The organism is Nostoc punctiforme PCC 73102 (genome assembly GCF_000020025.1).
GTDB lineage: Bacteria > Cyanobacteriota > Cyanobacteriia > Cyanobacteriales > Nostocaceae > Nostoc > Nostoc punctiforme.
Window position 1 is genome coordinate 4,804,750 of the sequence record NC_010628.1, and the last position, 17,172, is coordinate 4,821,921.

A 17,172-nucleotide genomic window follows, 5' to 3' on the forward strand; every position below is an offset into this window, starting at 1 on the left:
TAAGACTTACGCATTTCAACGGAACTTTGCCACTGCGTAAGTCTTAAGGAAAGGATATTCTTTTTTTTACTCTATCAAGCTTGTTTTAGCAGATGTTTGACCAAATTATCTTTTACCATCATCTGCCGTAAAACTTCTAACAAAAATTCTTGAGCTTCTTGTTGGCTCAAACTTTTTACCTGGTCTTTCAAGTTTTGTAAGCGAAATTGTTGCTCTAATGTTAATTCGACTGGGAAATCCATCATTCACTCCTCTGATTGACTGAATCGAAGGTATCTGTTGTTACTAGTAATGTGAAGACGATCGCTTTCAACTATTTTAGCACTGAGATATTAAACTGTCTACATTGTCAAGCTATAAACAATAGCCCTTATAAAAATTTACAATTGTGTAACAACATCTCTATCTAACCCTTTGTAGGGAGTTTGTTGAAGCCGATCGCTAATCGCTGTAATGTTTAGAATGTTTATATACCAATAACTGTAAAAATAAAAAACACGTATAACATCATCCGCAGGAGTCATAAGTAGGAGTCAGAAGATTGATAGACGCAATGGAATTTTTTCAGCTAAGTGCTGGTAAGTGGCGATCGCAACGAGTAACTCATCACCTGGCATTCAAGCGCTCAGAGACGGGAGAATCGGATATACAAGTAGAAACTCTGGAAGCCAATCATCCAGAAATCATTGAACTGTGCCAGTATCATGAAATTGACCCCAGCCTTTCAGTAGGAGGGTCACGTGTGCGTTGGCTAGGCACAATGGCTTGGGATAGAGAGAATGAAGAGAACCATCAGGGGAAAACTATATTTGCGATCGTGCCTGATGGGGATAACCCAAGGGCTGGCAAATTACTGCGCGAAAGAGGCTATGCCGAAATTGTGCCTGTAGTCGGTCTTTTTCACATGGACGATGAAGATGGACTAGTGTTAACAACTGAATACGAAACAATGAGTTCCATTGAAAGGTTCTGGTTTGCCAGCCCAAATATGCGACTGCGAACCAGTACAGTAAAACGGTTTGGTGGCTTCAGTACGGCATCGTTTTGTAGCGAAAGCCGCATCGAAAGTTCTGTTGAGGTTTCCGGCACAGAACAGGTAACAGAAAGACTTGGGCAAGATATTCTAGAGAAAAAACAGTTTTATTCAGTTCTGGGTTGGTGAATTATCTCAAGCAAAATGATGCTTTTACTCGTGGGCAAGATTATCTGCATCAAGTGCAGAGACTTGCCCTAGAGCCGGGGATGGTGGATGTGTTCGATAACCTGCGCGATCGCATCCCCATTTGCACTTGGATTGGCGATAATATTAACACCGTAAACGCTCAGATCAATGCCTACTTAGAAGTTTGTCATGAGTGCTTTCATCCGCAAGAGCGTCGCCACATCCAAATTTTTGCAGTCCCCATAGCTCAATCTTTTGGCATAGACGGGCTGTGCAACATTCTCACAAATCCAATCACTATTCTGGTAGATGTCGGTCGAGTTGCACCTAAAGACTGGTTTGGTGTAGTCGTCCATGAATATGCCCATGCCCATCTAGGAGACTTTGGTCACAATCAGCAGTTTGCTAGCATCCTATCTCATCTATGTTTAGGACTGGGATTAGAACCACCCTACTGGGAGGAAGGAATGGAAGCAACTTTGCGTAGCTGGCCTTACTGTAAGTCAACCATAGATCCTCTGGAATTTTGGATAGGTCGTTAAGGGGGCAGGGGGCAGAAGGGAATAGGGAATAATCATGCCTATTGCCTATTAATTTCTTTTGCTGAATGTTAAATTTTATTGCTTCAATTAAAAAAAGTGAAACTCAATCTTCTAATCTGAAATATGTGAATAAAATTTTTTAGTCATTTACAGTAACTATTAAGCTGGAAGTTGTACTACTTTTTTTATTGATTAGCTATGGGTTGAATCCAGTGTGCTAATCGTTTTTCATACCCAATACTTAAAATCACCCTTAGTTAAGTTTCGTGAAATTTTATCAGAATCTGAGGTTCTGATACAACTACTCCCTTAATATGTGATTTAAAGTTGTTAACTTTAATTAAGAACATGGAGGCTTTAGAATGGCAATTCCTCTGTTAGAATATGAACCTTCAAGTCAAAACCAGCGTGTCGCTGGATATGAAGTACCGGGTGATGAACAGCCAAGGATTTTTACTACAGACAATATCCTGTCTCCATCAGATTTAGGCGATCTGATCGAAGCAGCATATCGTCAACTTTTCTTTTATGCTTTTGCTGCCGATCGCGAAACATATTTAGAGTCTCAACTCCGTAATGGACAAATTACAGTACGAGACTTTGTTCGTGGATTGGTGCTTTCCAATACCTTTAAGAAAAGCTTTTACGACCTCAACAATAATTACCGCTTTGTTGAGCAAGTAATTCAGCGCGTTCTAGGACGCGACCCATACAACGAGCGCGAAAAAATCGCTTGGTCAATTGTGGTCGCTACCAAGGGTATTGTAGGCTTTGTTGATGAAGTTCTCAACACTGAAGAGTACCTGAGCAATTTTGGATATTCCACAGTGCCCTATCAGCGCCGTCGGATACTGCCATCTCAATCTACAGGTGAGTTGCCATTTAACATCAAATCTCCGCGATACGAAGATTACCACCGTGCCAAACTGGGTTTCCCCCAAATCATTTGGCAGGTCGAAGTACGCAGATTCCTTCCACAAGAACAAAAGCCAAAAGCTGGCGATCCAGCTCTGTTCTTGACTATGGCACAAAGTGTCAATGCAACTGGCAATACGCCACAGAGAATCTCGTCATTCAACATCGATATCGAAAAGTCCGTACCTTATCGCCAGTTAGCTGGAATTAAGTAACGATTTTTGGTCGACGGCTGTTTAGTACATCGGCTTGATCATTTTATAGCGTGCATGAGTCTTGGGTTATGTAGGAGTTTCATTTAGGTATAACTAGTGAAACAGACTCTATCCCATGTCTGATGCACGCTAGTTGTTTATGGGAATTGGGAATTGGGAATCCCTTCCCTGCGGGACGCTACGCGAACGGCTTCTCTACGAGACGCTGCGCGAACGCTCAGGGCAAGTGGGAATTGGGAATGGGGAATAGGGCATGGTTTTTTGTTAATGCCCAATGTCTGTAAAATAGCGTTATTTTTAGGCGTGGGATGAGCTAAAGTGTAGTTCGTCTTTTTAGCATCTCCAAAAGTTTTGTAAATTGGGTGGGAGGGGTAGCTGTCACCTCAATCATCTCGCCGGATAGGGGATGCTGTAATCTTAGCCGCCAAGCATGTAGTGCTTGACCGGACAAATTTACGCCCACTGAATGACCAGAACTATAAATTGGGTCGCCGACAATGGGATGACCTATTTTGGCGCTATGGACACGTATTTGATGGGTGCGTCCAGTTTCTAGTTGGAAGCGGATTAAAGTGAAATTACCAAGGCGTTCTAATACTTGCCAATGAGTGACGGCAGATCGTCCACCTTGTTCAATAGGCATAATAGCCATTTTCTTGCGGTCTTGTGGATGGCGACCAATAGGTAAGTCAATTGTGCCACTCTCAACTTTTGGCGCACCGTAAACCACGCCCAAGTATTCTCTGCGTGCGGTTTTAGCTTTGAGTTGAGCTTGTAGGTGATGATGGGCAACTTCTGTTTTTGCGATCGCGATCGCTCCCGTTGTATCCTTATCCAATCGATGGACAATTCCCGGACGTTGGACTCCGCCAATCCCTGGTAAATTGGGACAGTGAGCCAATAAAGCGTTTACCAGTGTGCCATCTGGATGACCGGGTGCGGGATGGACAACTAAGCCTGCGGGTTTGTTGAGAATAAGTAATTGGTCATCTTCGTAGAGGATATCTAAAGGGATATCTTCTGCTAGCAGTTCTAGGGGTTGCGCTTCTGGTATTTCTAGAGTGATGCGATCGCCTAGCTTGACATTGATCTTCTTAGAAGTGCAAACTTTATCATTAAGTTGAACATTACCCTGTTCGATTAACTGCTGGATGCGCGAACGGGATAAATCTGGTAATTCTTGGGAAAGGAAACGGTCAATGCGATCGCCTTTAGTGTCGGTGCAGTGTATCGTATTACTGGAGGGAAGTAAGCTAGGTGCTGCATCCTCTATATGAGAAGAGAAGCGTTCGCCCTTGGCGTTGGCAAAGCCATCGCTATTTTCTTGGATTTGTAAATTAAATTCGGTCACAATTGCTCTGGATTATTAATTCCCCGTTCTTTAAGTAAAGCGCGGAATCTCTTTATTTGGGTGGTTAGAAACCTAGTCTACACAAGCAAAACCGACAAAGGTGGGTTTAAAAACCTTAATTTGGACTGAAATTTTGTTTGTATAGGGGTAAATTCTATTCACCCTAGCTGTCTTGTATTTGTTCTCTTAACCATTGTCGAAATGATCTAAGTGCTGAACTGGTTCCTGTGGTTCGTGCCATTTCCACAAACCTTAAATTCTCTCCATCTCTCCTCCGTGTTCTCCGCGCCTCTGCGGTTCGTTATCCTAAATCTATAACTTCTTGCGGCAACTTAAACAAACCATCTTCCCCAGCTTCAAAATCAACCACCTGATACACAGCATCAATATTTAACTCACCATAAATGTGAGGAAATAATTCGCCAATTTCAGCCTCTTCATAACGAATTTCAGCTTGTACTTTCTCAGAATCAAGAAAAAGTAGTACTAATTCTTTCTGATTATTAAAAAATTTCTTTGCAACTTTGAGTATTTGCGTTGATTTTGAACAATGTATAAAACCTTCACTGTCTAACGAATCAGCGCGATATGTACCGAGATTTTTTGCTTGTTCCCATTGTTGGCGTTTGGTAATGTGGAGAATGGTGTTCATAGATAACCTAGGAATTGCTGCATCTTGTAATATTTTCAGAAAATCTTCTAAATTTGTAAAGTCTTTAATTACTCTTGTAGCGCCTACACTTATTAATTTGTTATCACCTATTCCAATAAAAGCAATACTCAAGTCATAGGCTGCTTTTACATCCCAAACCCCATCACCGACAAAAACGACTTTCTGAAATTTTTCAACCTGATAAAAATTCTCTGCTTTGATAATAGCTGTTTTAATAATATTTTCTCGTGAAAGTGCATCATTAGCTGAAGCTAAGGGGATATCTTCTATTTCTAAGTTAGCTTTTTGAAGTTTTAGTTTAGCAGACTCACGCCAACCACCAGTTGCGATCGCAACACACCAATTAGGGTTTAGCTGTAATTTAGCTAATATATTTGCCGCCCCAGGAATTTCACTGAATAAATCTTGGTTGTTAATAAAAGCTTCTTGAAGTAGACTAACAAAACGTGCTTTGAGTCTAACTAACTCTTCATCTAAAGGAAGACGTTCTAATTTTTCTTGGAAAATTTGCTGGGTAATTCCAGAATCTGTGGTGTATCCGTATTCAGTCCAATTTGTATTTATACCAAAAATACCAAATTCTAATGCAAGAGCGCGTACAAAACAATTTTCATCAATTTTGTAGGTATTTGTTAGTGTACCATCAACATCAAAAATTACTAATTGCATAGTATATTTATTATAACTCACAGTTAATTTTAGAATCTTAGAAGCCAATTAAGCGGTCGCTCCAAAAAATTACCATTTAAAATCTCACCCAATGGCACTAGATGCAAATTTTATCTCTACATGAGGTTAAAAATCGGTAGCGGTTACATTTGGCGGAATACAAACATCTGGCGCACATAAGCCAAAAAACTCTAGCGTCGTCACCTCAAGAGTATTCAAATCTACGCGACGGATCGCATGATTATTGGTATCAGCAATATATAAATATGAGCCGTTAATACTCAATCCCGAAGGTTCAAAAAATCGGCTATTTTTACCTTGCCCATCTTGTAAACCAGCAGTACCATCTCCTTGAATAGTTTGACAATTACCACTAGGACTAACTAATTTAATTTTGTGATTATAGGTATCTGTAACCCATATAAAATTCTGAGCAAATTCCACTCCTAAACAGTGTTGTAAACGGACATCTTCACCTTGTCCATCAACATCACCAAAACCAAATAGACCCCCACTACCGCAAACAGTTCGTACTTGATACGGTTCTACAATTCCAACACCACGAATTGAACTAACTTCACTGTCAGCGATATATAATTCTTTTCCATCGGTGCTAATACCACTGGGTTGAGCAAAGGCAGATTCGGTAAGCGAACCATCAATGCAAGCTTCCGCACCAGTACCAGCATAAGTTTTAATCATGCTAGTTTCTAAATCCATTTCCCAAATTTGATGCGGCCCAGCCATTGCAATAAATAAGGTATTTCCCACTTTCACTAAATCCCAAGGGGAATTTAGCGGGGTTTCTAAACCAACACCGCCATGAGGATGAATATTCCGGCTTTGTTCTCCAGTTCCTGCGATCGCATCTACGACTTGACGCTTCATATCAACTCGCCGCAGGGTATGATTTTCTGTATCGGCAACATAAAGAATTTGATTCTCTGCATCATAAGCCATTCCCTGTGGTGCAAAAAACTGCGCTTCGTTAAAAGCACCATCGGTTAAGCCAGATTTTCCAGTACCAATCAAATGCAGAATTTCGCCGTCGAAGCTACTCATAATCAGGCGATGATGCCCAGAGTCAGCGATGAACAAACCCGTTTGGGTAGCTAAAACTTTACCAGGGAAAGCTAGGGGAGTAATTAATGGCTGGCGCTGTTTTTCTAATATCAAACTAAGTTCTTGAAAATTAATCGTGCCTTTATCTTGGTGTTGCTGAATTAATTTTTGAATTAATTCGTCTAAAGCGTCACGATTTCCTTCTCCAGAAATCTGACCAATCACGTAACCTTCTGGATCAATAATTATTAAGGTAGGCCAAGCACGTACAGCATATTCTTCCCAAAGTCGAAAATTGCTGTCAATTATAACTGGGTGTTCAACGTCGTAGCGTAGGATAGCTTGGCGAATATTTTCTGTTTCTTTTTCGTTGTCAAATTTGGCAGAATGGACACCAATAATGGTAAGGCTATCTTTATATTTCTGTTCTAAATATTTCAGATTTGGCAGAATATGCAGACAATTTATACAGCAGTATGTCCAAAAATCTAAAATTATGACTCTACCCTTGAGTTGTTTAAGAGATAAGGGTTTGTCAGTATTGAACCAAGAGTAATTGTGTGGTAATTCTGGCGCTCTAACACGGGGAAGCATAGTAATTCGTAATTTAACGTGGCTGTATCTGTTGTGAAAAAACTTGATAAATTAACTACTACGGAGTTATCAGCTTGGGTACAACAAGCTAAAATTCAGGCTAAACAGGGACGAGTTCTCGATCGCATTCCACAATTAGCTTTAGCCGATCCTGATTGGTTTGCAGTCCACGTCTGCTGTGAATCGGGGAAAAATATCAGCTTCGGGGACACCGCTTGTATCTTCCCGCTTATGAGCGTTATTAAGACATTTTCTTTACTTTATCTGCTGGAACATTTTGGCGCAGAAACAGTTTTTAGCTGGGTTGGGGTGGAACCATCGGATGCACCCTTTAATTCTTTAGAACAATTAGTTAGCGATCGCGGCCGTCCCCGTAACCCGATGATTAATAGTGGAGCAATCACCCTCGCTGATAAGTTACCAGGAAAGGATGCTACCCAACGCACTCTTTTATTTTGTCAATGGCTCAACCAATTAGCAGGTTGCCAACTCAGTTTAGATGAAGTAATGCTGGCTTCAGTGCGATTAACACGTTCAACTGCCAATGAAGCGATCACAAACTATCTTACCGAAACAGGTTATTTAGAAAATCTTGAAATAGCACTTGATACTTACGAGCAAATATGCTGTATCTCTGGGCGAATTAAAGATTTAGCTCTGTTAGGAAAACTTCTCGCTTGTGATGGGTTAGTTAATCCACAAAATCGCCGGATTGTCAACGCAGTAATGTTAACTTGTGGACTTTACGAAGCTTCTGCCGAGTTTGCAGTCAGAATTGGTCTACCGATGAAATCAGGGATTGGTGGTGGACTTGTAGCAATAGTACCAGGTGAGGGAGCGATCGCTTGTTACAGTCCTGGGTTGGATAATATCGGAAACCCTGTAGCAGGGCTTGTCTTTGTTGAGGCTTTTTCACAAAAGCTAGAGTTAAGTATCTTTGGGTAAATGCTGCTTTTGAACAGGGAGAGAAATGATAAATTCTGTACCAGCACCCACCTCAGATTTACAAGTTAGTCGTCCTCCATGTTTTTCGACTACAATCTGATGACTAATCGAAAGTCCCATACCAGTGCCAACACCAGTCGCTTTAGTGGTAAAGAACATCTCAAAAATTTTTTCTTGAGTCTCACGGGCAATACCAGAACCGTTATCAGCAATACGGACAACTACCCAGTTTTTGTCTAAAACTTCGGTAGCGATCGTAATTCGTGGAGAGTCTTGAGGATTGTGCTGTTCCTCCAATGCATCAAGCGCATTGTTGATAATGTTCATGAACACTTGATAAAGCGAGCTAGAAAAACCTTCAATGCTAGGAATCTCGCCGTACAAGCGCTCAATCGTAATGCCTTTTTTGATCCGATTATTGACGATGAGTAGCGTACTATCCAGGCATTCATGTAAATTGACTGAATGGGCTTCTGCTTCATCCAGCCGAGAGAAGTTTTTCAAGCTCAAGACAATTTGCCGCACCCGATCAGCACCAAATTTCATTGACTGCAAAAGTTTGGGTAAATCTTCTTCTAGAAATTCTGCATCAATTTCGGTGGCGTAGGCTTGCACCGCTAAAGGTGGATTAGGCACTTCTTGGCGATAGGTTTGTAGAAATGCTAATAAATCCTCTACATATTGAATAGCAGGATCTAAATTCCCATAGATAAAATTCACCGGATTATTAATTTCGTGAGCAATGCCAGCTATCATTCGTCCTAAGCTAGACATTTTCTCACTTTGGAGCAATTGGGCTTCTTGCATTTGCTGCTGACGAAAAGCGGCTGCTTGCTGTTCTTCGAGTAGGTATTTAACCCTGTGTAAAAGTTGGTTAAATGCAATAGCAAGTATTCCAATTTCATCTGTAGTAATGACGGGTGCTTGCAGTTCAAAGTTAGATTCTTTGGTGACTCGCTGTGCCATATTTGTCAGCAATTCAACAGGACGGGTAATGGTTCGACTCGTCAAAAGAGCTAAAAGAGTAGCAATTATTACTGACAACAGAATGCTAGCAAGAATGATTTGAATCCGGATTTGTGCTGCTGTTTTAAACGTCGTCGTCGCTGCTGTTAGTTCCTCATAGGAAGCATTAATGATGGTAACTAGTTCATCGGATACGCCGTCAAACTTAAGTGCCAACTCACTGTTGGTAAACTTCAACAGTCGTTGTTGAGCGATCGCAATTTTATTGTCAGTTAGAGGAGATAAATCAAGTTGTTGGAGCAGCTCGTCAAGTTGCTGGACATAAGTTTGTGTTATACCTTCATAAGTTTTTAGAAGCAGGGGAATATTCTCCCAGTGCTTTTCGTTTACATAATCGGCAGTTTTTATATATGTTTGGAGTTCCAACCAAACCTGCTTGATTTCAGGTGCATGTATATTAGTAATGTGGCTATACTCCTGTTTGTATAGTTTTAGATTTGCCACTAAGGGAATGAGTTGCTGCTGGTGCGTCCGGGTTTGAAGAATACCTGTCTGGAGGCGATAAAGCAAATTGAGTTCCTTAAAAGCGTTTTGTTGCTGCTGCAATGCCTGTTGTTGATAGTGGTCTCCAAAGATTAACCCAATACTTGTTCCTACAATTCCTACACCTAGAGCAAGAGCATATCCACATTTAATTTTGTTGCCAATACTCAGACCGTTGGTAATCTTTGAAAACCAATTTTTTCGGCTCGATTCTACGAGTACAATATCACCGTAAACTGGTGGAAAATCTGAACCTTGATGGGAAGTCATATTAATCCTAAGTAAGCAATAAAAGCCAATTCTTACTTAGAATTCCCTAATTATTCAGCAAAAGTAAAAGTTTTGCAACTTTTCGCTCCCCATATTAGCGTGAGTTCGATGGCTCATATAGCGTCCGCCTAATCAGCTCAATCAAAAGACCTCTAAGAGTTTTTTCTACGTAAAATTGCCCCTCTCCGAATCAGAGGGGCAGACTTGAACTTTAGTTCAAGGCAGGGAGAGTTTTGTCTCCCTCCTAGAAAACTAGATTGTTTCTCTTAAGGCATAACGAATGCCTTTCGTTGGAAGCTCGCGTCATATTACTGATTTCCATGATGTGAAATAAACTGAATTATTTCACTTCTCCTTTTTCGGGTAAGGGTGTTGATTGAGGATTTGGCGTTACCTCTGGTTGTAGGTTTGGTAGTGGCGTAATTGTTTCTGGTACAGGAGACTCAATAATCTCTGGCAATGCAGGTGGCAAACTAGGAGATGGCGCAACTGTTACTTGTGGAGTAGGTGTCTTGCTCGTTCGGCGCTTAAAAAATCCGCCAAATTTAGATTTTGCTGGCTGAGGCGTAACTTTTTCAGTTGACGGTGTTGATTCAGGAGTTGGCGTTACCTCTGGCTGTGGTTCTGGTGTTGGCGTAATTATTTCTGGTGCTGGAGACTCAATAATCTCTGGCAGTGCAGGTGGCAAACTAGGAGATGGCTCAACTGTTACTTCTGGGGTAAGTATCTTACCCGCCCGACGGTTAAAAAATCCGTCAACTTTAGGTTTAGTTGGCTGAGGCGCAACTTTTTCAGGTAGCGGCGTTGATTCTGGAGTCGGCGTTACCGTTGGCTGTGGTTCTGATGGTGTCGGGGATAAAGTAGGAGATGGTACAGCCGTTGGAACTTCCAATTTTGGTTCTTCTGGCTGTGTTTTAGATTCTTTCGGAGCTTCAGTTTCAGGAAGGGGCTGCTTTTCTAGCTTCGGTTGGATTTGGGGTGTTTTTTCAACAGAAGGTGGAGGTGTGAGTCTATAATTCGGGTCTACAATGCCACGCACCTCATCTGCTGTGAGTTCTCCTCTGACAATTTTTGACAAAGTATCTTTACCCTTTGGCTGGAAGTCAATGACTCGGACTGTAGTATTAAAAGTATTTTTGAGAGGATTTCCCTGATTATCGAGAAATTCTAGCTTTATCCAGTTTTTACCAGTTTGGAAGCCTTTAAGATAAACTGCCTGCCAGCGATCAAAAACAAAGCTTTCATCATTAATTGTGACGCGGATACGCCAATCACTAAATCCTTCGTTAGTGTTTTCCTTGTCAACGAGGTGTAGGGGAGCGTTAGTGAGATAAAAGTCTAGTAAGATTGGCTCTGCTCCGTAGCTACTTTGAGGACGGCTGTAAGTTAGCAGAGGTAATTTGGGATCTGGGTTATTGTCGTCTGTTTTGGTAAAGACGTGAAATGTTGTCTCGGCATAAGCCCCTTCATTCTTAAAGCTTTCATGCCAAGGACGAGAGGCAAATACGCGCAGGGTATGAGTACCTGGAGACAACTCTGGCAAAACCAAAGGTTGATTCAGGTCGTAAACAGGAATATAAGGTTGATTATCAAGAATTACATGGAGATGTGGCCCCAGTTGTAATTGTGGGTCTTTAAATATTGGTAGATCCTTAACCTGAAAACTGGCTGTAACTTTATTATTTTGGAAAACTTCATCAGGTCTTGGAGTCAGAATTGCCACTTGTGGCTGATACACCTCCAAAGTTGGACGCAGTGCTTGGATAACAGATGGCGGAGAAACTTCCGAAAATTGCTTTGAAATTTGAGAAATCTGTGGAGGGTTTTCTCTATAACCAGTAGATACTTCCTGGCTATCAGCCTTCTCGCCGCAACTGGTCAAGCTTAATACCAGTACCAATGTCATTATCCACCTAAGAATCGGGAACCTCTCAGGGAGGAGCTTCTCTAACACCCTTTTCTGCCACGAGTTCATGCGTTGCACCCAGCGATAGTCTTCGACAATTGCACAGATTATTTTCGCTTAAACTGTCCATCTGGCACTATAGCCCAAAAGGTAAATCTACCTCACATTCTCTAAGTTTTCCTGTGTCTATTTCAGTAAATGTTAAAACAAGTCATACTTTTTACAGCTTTTTACTTACAACAATGGAAATATGACACAAATGTTTATGAGTAATAGCAGTAAAAGCTGGAATTCGAGTGTATACAGCAAAATCATAAAACTTACGAATTGTTATTCTTTGTAAATTAAAATGGTTAATCTATTGACTTTTAGACAAATAGTTTGAAGTTAAAAGGCAGATAAGACGGTAATTTCAGCAATATTCCACCAAGTTTGAATTATTGTTAAAATATCTCCAACAAAGTGCAGGTGAAGACTCTATAATTCAACGAGAAACAACTCTCCACATAGGGTCTTCATCGCGACTTCAGTAAAATTCTGAGTATGCGGTAATGGTTCACTTTGTGGTATTCATGATTCCTCATTCCTTATCAAGAGAGGAGGTCAAATGACAATAAGTCCTCCGGAGCGAGAGGAAAAGAAGGCAAGAGTAATCGTCGATAACGATCCAGTTCCAACCTCATTCGAGAGATGGGCAAAACCTGGACACTTTGACAGATCCTTAGCCAGAGGTCCCAAAACCACCACATGGATTTGGAACCTGCACGCACTCGCCCATGATTTTGATACACATACAAGCGATTTAGAAGACATATCCCGCAAGATATTCTCAGCCCACTTTGGCCACCTAGCCGTAGTGATGGTTTGGTTGAGCGGGATGATTTTCCACGGCGCGAAGTTTTCTAACTACGAAGCTTGGCTAAGTGACCCGTTAAACGTTAAGCCTAGTGCTCAAGTCGTTTGGCCCATTGTCGGGCAAGACATTTTAAACGGTGATGTTGGCGGTGGTTTCCACGGTATTCAAATCACCTCCGGTTTGTTCCAAGTATGGCGTGGTTGGGGGATTACAAACTCCTTCCAGCTTTATGTAACTGCGATCGGTGGCTTGGTATTAGCAGGCTTATTCCTATTTGCCGGCTGGTTCCACTACCACAAACGCGCTCCCAAACTGGAATGGTTCCAGAATGTGGAGTCAATGCTGAATCACCACTTGCAAGTATTGCTAGGTTGTGGTTCCTTGGGATGGGCAGGTCACTTAATCCACGTGTCCGCACCGACCAACAAGCTTTTGGATGCAGGTGTTGCTCTCAAAGACATCCCCTTGCCCCACGAGTTCATCTTGAACAAAGACTTGTTGACCGAGTTGTATCCCAGCTTTGCTGCTGGTTTAGCACCTTTCTTCACCTTGAATTGGGGTCAGTATGCTGACTTCCTTACCTTCAAGGGCGGTCTGAACCCAGTAACAGGCGGCTTGTGGATGACTGACATCGCTCATCACCACTTAGCGATCGCAGTTCTCTTTATCGTTGCTGGTCATCAATACCGTACCAACTGGGGTATTGGTCACAGCATTAGAGAGATCCTAGAAAACCACAAAGGTCCTTTCACTGGTGAAGGTCACAAAGGTCTCTACGAAAACCTGACCACATCCTGGCACGCTCAGTTGGCTACTAACCTGGCCTTCTTGGGTTCACTGACCATCATCATCGCGCATCACATGTACGCGATGCCCCCCTATCCATATTTGGCAACTGATTACGCTACACAGTTGTGCATATTCACTCACCATATTTGGATCGGTGGCTTCTTGATTGTTGGTGGAGCAGCTCACGCTGCGATCTTCATGGTGCGGGATTACGATCCAGTTGTGAACCAAAACAACGTCTTGGATCGGGTACTTCGTCATCGTGACGCGATTATTTCTCACCTGAACTGGGTATGTATTTTCCTAGGCTTCCATAGCTTTGGACTTTACATCCACAACGACACAATGCGTGCATTGGGTCGTCCTCAAGACTTGTTCTCTGATACAGGGATTCAATTGCAGCCAGTATTTGCCCAGTGGATACAAAATATCCACGCCTTGGCTCCTGGTACAACTGCACCTAATGCCCTAGAACCAGTTAGCTATGTCTTTGGCGGCGGTATTTTGGCTGTTGGCGGTAAAGTGGCAGCTGCACCCATTGCTTTGGGCACAGCCGACTTCCTAATTCACCACATTCACGCCTTCACCATTCACGTCACCGTCCTAATTCTGCTCAAAGGTGTGCTGTATGCCCGTAGCTCTCGTCTGATTCCAGACAAAGCAAACCTGGGCTTCCGCTTCCCCTGCGACGGTCCTGGTCGTGGCGGTACTTGCCAAGTGTCTGGTTGGGATCACGTATTCCTCGGACTATTCTGGATGTACAACTCCCTATCTATTGTAATTTTCCACTTCAGCTGGAAGATGCAATCAGATGTCTGGGGGACCGTAGATGCAGATGGTACTGTGACTCACATCACTGGTGGCAACTTTGCTCAAAGTGCTATTACCATCAACGGTTGGTTACGGGACTTCTTGTGGGCACAAGCTACACAAGTCATCAATTCCTATGGCAGCGCGCTATCTGCATACGGACTACTCTTCTTAGGCGCTCACTTTGTCTGGGCATTCAGCTTGATGTTCCTGTTCAGTGGTCGCGGCTACTGGCAAGAACTGATTGAGTCCATTGTTTGGGCGCATAACAAACTGAAGGTAGCACCAGCAATCCAGCCTCGCGCTCTGAGTATTATTCAGGGTCGGGCTGTAGGGGTAGCTCACTACCTCTTGGGAGGAATTGCCACAACTTGGGCATTCTTCCATGCACACATCCTTTCAGTAGGGTAGCAATCAGTTATTGAGTGCTGAGTACTGAGTGCTGAGGCAAAACTCAGAACTCAGGACTCAGAACTCAGGACTCTAGACGCTGATATTTGATGGCTAAAGGTCAGAGGATTTATTAAACCTATGGCGACAAAATTTCCGAAATTTAGCCAGGATCTCGCACAGGACCCGACGACTCGTCGGATATGGTATGCGATCGCTACAGGCAACGATTTTGAAACCCATGATGGCATGACGGAAGAAAATCTTTACCAAAAGATTTTCGCAACTCACTTCGGTCACTTGGCAATCATCTTCCTGTGGGCATCCAGCCTCCTGTTCCACGTAGCCTGGCAAGGTAACTTTGAACAGTGGATTAAAGATCCCCTTCACATCCGTCCCATCGCCCATGCGATTTGGGACCCCCACTTTGGTAAACCAGCGATCGAGGCTTTTACCCAAGCGGGCGCTAGCAATCCGGTAAACATTACCTACTCTGGTCTCTACCATTGGTGGTATACCATCGGTATGCGGAATAACGGCGAACTGTACAACGGTTCAGTGTTCTTGCTATTATTCGCTGCTGTATTATTGTTTGCTGGTTGGCTGCACTTGCAACCCAAGTATCGTCCTAGCTTGGCATGGTTTAAGAGCGCTGAACATCGCCTAAACCACCACTTAGCAGGTTTGTTTGGTGTTAGTTCTTTGGCTTGGGCTGGTCACTTAATTCACGTTGCTGTACCCGAAGCTCGCGGTCAGCACGTAGGTTGGGATAACTTCCTGAATACCCCACCCCACCCAGCAGGTTTGACACCATTCTTTACAGGCAACTGGGGTGTTTACTCTCAAAACCCTGACACTCCTGGACATATCTTCGGGACATCGCAAGGTGCAGGAACTGCAATTCTGAGTTTCTTGGGTGGTTTCCATCCCCAGACAGAAGCTTTGTGGCTGACTGACATAGCTCATCACCACCTAGCGATCGCAGTTTTATTCATCGTTGCTGGTCACATGTACCGGACAAACTTTGGGATTGGTCACAGTCTCAAAGAAGCATTAAATGCCAAGAGTTTCTTCGGTATTCCTGTTGAAGGACCGTTTAACCTACCTCACCAAGGTATTTACGACACCTACAACAACTCCTTGCACTTCCAATTGGGATGGCACTTAGCAGCGTTAGGTGTTGTTACTTCCCTAGTAGCGCAGCACATGTACTCCATGCCTTCCTACGCATTTATTGCGAAGGACTACACAACCCAGGCAGCGTTGTACACGCATCACCAGTATATTGCTGGATTCCTGATGCTTGGTGCTTTTGCTCACGGTGCAATCTTCTGGGTTCGTGATTACGATCCAGAGCAAAACAAAGGTAACGTCCTTGAGCGCGTGTTAAAGCACAAAGAAGCGATTATTTCCCACCTCAGCTGGGTATCCCTTTTCTTAGGCTTCCACACCCTTGGTCTGTACGTACACAACGACGTAGTAGTTGCTTTCGGTACTCCTGAAAAGCAAATCTTGATTGAGCCAGTATTTGCTCAATTCGTCCAAGCTGCTAATGGTAAGGTACTGTACGGTTTAGATACTTTGCTATCTAACCCAGATAGTATTGCTTACACAGCATGGCCTAACTACGCTAACGTTTGGTTGCCAGGTTGGTTAGATGCCATTAATGCTGGTACTAACTCCTTGTTCTTGACAATTGGCCCTGGCGATTTCTTGGTACACCATGCGATCGCTCTAGGTCTGCACACCACCACCTTGATCTTGGTCAAAGGTGCTTTGGATGCCCGTGGTTCTAAGCTGATGCCCGATAAAAAGGACTTCGGCTATGCCTTCCCTTGCGACGGCCCCGGTCGTGGCGGTACTTGCGACATCTCAGCATGGGATTCCTTCTACCTCGCTACATTCTGGATGCTCAACACCATTGGTTGGTTGACCTTCTACTGGCATTGGAAACATCTAGGTATTTGGCAAGGCAACGTAGCTCAGTTCAATGAGAACTCTACATATCTCATGGGCTGGTTCCGCGATTACCTCTGGGCTAACTCTGCTCAGTTGATTAACGGTTACAACCCTTACGGCGTGAATAACCTGTCTGTCTGGGCTTGGATGTTCCTATTTGGACACCTAGTTTGGGCTACTGGCTTCATGTTCTTAATCTCCTGGAGAGGTTACTGGCAAGAGTTAATTGAAACCCTTGTTTGGGCACACGAACGTACTCCTCTAGCTAACCTAGTTCGCTGGAAAGACAAGCCCGTTGCTCTGTCTATCGTTCAAGCTCGTGTAGTTGGTCTAGCTCACTTCACTGTTGGCTACATCGTAACTTACGCCGCGTTCTTAATTGCTTCTACTGCTGGTAAGTTCGGTTAATTCGACTGCTAGTTTTGTACATAAGTAATAAAAATCCCCTGCCGCAAGGTGGGGGATTTTTTTTGGGTTTTGGGTAGGGAGGATGGGAAAAATAAAGAAGGGGGCGGGCAAGATGCCCACCCCACAATAAAAATTACAAATAGTTTT

At 43.1% G+C, this 17,172-nt stretch carries 12 protein-coding genes and 1 pseudogene; 6 read left to right on the top strand and 7 right to left on the bottom strand.

Going from position 1 to position 17,172, the window contains the following annotated elements:
• Positions 1–74: 74 nt before the first annotated feature.
• Positions 75–245: an NblA/ycf18 family protein gene (locus tag NPUN_RS19230; protein ID WP_012410163.1), complete on the bottom strand. Its 171-nt coding sequence runs from the start codon at positions 243–245 to the stop codon at positions 75–77.
• A 299-nt stretch (positions 246–544) separates the two neighbouring features.
• Between NPUN_RS19230 and NPUN_RS19235 the strand changes: the two genes are divergently transcribed.
• The 3 genes from NPUN_RS19235 (at position 545) to NPUN_RS19245 (ending at position 2,834) form a co-directional block, all read left to right on the top strand.
• Complete coding sequence (locus NPUN_RS19235) at positions 545–1,162, top strand: phycobiliprotein lyase (RefSeq protein WP_041566292.1); 618 nt, start codon at positions 545–547, stop codon at positions 1,160–1,162.
• On the top strand, positions 1,159–1,704 hold the full coding sequence (locus NPUN_RS19240) for a hypothetical protein (protein ID WP_012410165.1): 546 nt from the start codon (positions 1,159–1,161) through the stop codon (positions 1,702–1,704). Before NPUN_RS19235 ends, NPUN_RS19240 begins: the two co-directional genes overlap by 4 nt.
• Before the next feature lie 362 nt (positions 1,705–2,066).
• Positions 2,067–2,834: a phycobilisome rod-core linker polypeptide gene (locus NPUN_RS19245; RefSeq protein ID WP_012410166.1), complete on the top strand. Its 768-nt coding sequence runs from the start codon at positions 2,067–2,069 to the stop codon at positions 2,832–2,834.
• A 313-nt stretch (positions 2,835–3,147) separates the two neighbouring features.
• Here the strand turns inward: NPUN_RS19245 and NPUN_RS19250 are convergent, their stop codons facing one another.
• The 4 genes and pseudogenes from NPUN_RS19250 to NPUN_RS19260 form a co-directional block, all read right to left on the bottom strand.
• Positions 3,148–4,065, bottom strand: coding sequence for an RluA family pseudouridine synthase (locus NPUN_RS19250; RefSeq protein ID WP_041566293.1), 918 nt, complete (start codon positions 4,063–4,065; stop codon positions 3,148–3,150).
• A gap of 421 nt (positions 4,066–4,486) precedes the next feature.
• Entirely contained in the window at positions 4,487–4,837 is a 351-nt protein-coding gene (locus NPUN_RS43475) for a DUF952 domain-containing protein (RefSeq protein ID WP_041566294.1), read from the bottom strand.
• Positions 4,838–5,008: 171 nt separating this feature from the next.
• Positions 5,009–5,527, bottom strand: a pseudogene (locus NPUN_RS43480) (HAD family hydrolase); the annotation flags it as partial.
• 126 nt (positions 5,528–5,653) lie between these two features.
• Positions 5,654–7,183 (bottom strand): thioredoxin-like domain-containing protein, encoded by a 1,530-nt coding sequence (locus tag NPUN_RS19260; protein ID WP_012410169.1) that lies wholly within the window; start codon positions 7,181–7,183, stop codon positions 5,654–5,656.
• A 33-nt stretch (positions 7,184–7,216) separates the two neighbouring features.
• Between NPUN_RS19260 and glsA the strand changes: the two genes are divergently transcribed.
• Entirely contained in the window at positions 7,217–8,128 is a 912-nt protein-coding gene (gene glsA / locus NPUN_RS19265; RefSeq protein WP_041566295.1) for a glutaminase A, read from the top strand.
• Here the strand turns inward: glsA and NPUN_RS19270 are convergent.
• Together NPUN_RS19270 and NPUN_RS19275 are read right to left on the bottom strand one after the other, a co-directional pair.
• The gene (locus NPUN_RS19270) at positions 8,111–9,907 is read right to left on the bottom strand and encodes a sensor histidine kinase (protein ID WP_012410171.1); all 1,797 of its coding nucleotides are present in this window, start codon (positions 9,905–9,907) and stop codon (positions 8,111–8,113) included. The two genes, glsA and NPUN_RS19270, sit on opposite strands and share 18 nt — an antisense overlap.
• 340 nt (positions 9,908–10,247) lie before the next feature.
• Positions 10,248–11,882: a hypothetical protein gene (locus tag NPUN_RS19275; protein ID WP_012410172.1), complete on the bottom strand. Its 1,635-nt coding sequence runs from the start codon at positions 11,880–11,882 to the stop codon at positions 10,248–10,250.
• Positions 11,883–12,420: 538 nt separating this feature from the next.
• On the opposite strand from NPUN_RS19275, the gene psaA reads away from it, so the two are divergent.
• The gene (gene psaA, locus NPUN_RS19280) at positions 12,421–14,679 is read left to right on the top strand and encodes a photosystem I core protein PsaA (RefSeq protein WP_012410173.1); all 2,259 of its coding nucleotides are present in this window, start codon (positions 12,421–12,423) and stop codon (positions 14,677–14,679) included.
• 120 nt (positions 14,680–14,799) lie between these two features.
• Positions 14,800–17,025 (top strand): photosystem I core protein PsaB, encoded by a 2,226-nt coding sequence (gene psaB, locus NPUN_RS19285; RefSeq protein WP_012410174.1) that lies wholly within the window; start codon positions 14,800–14,802, stop codon positions 17,023–17,025.
• Positions 17,026–17,172 lie beyond the last annotated feature (147 nt).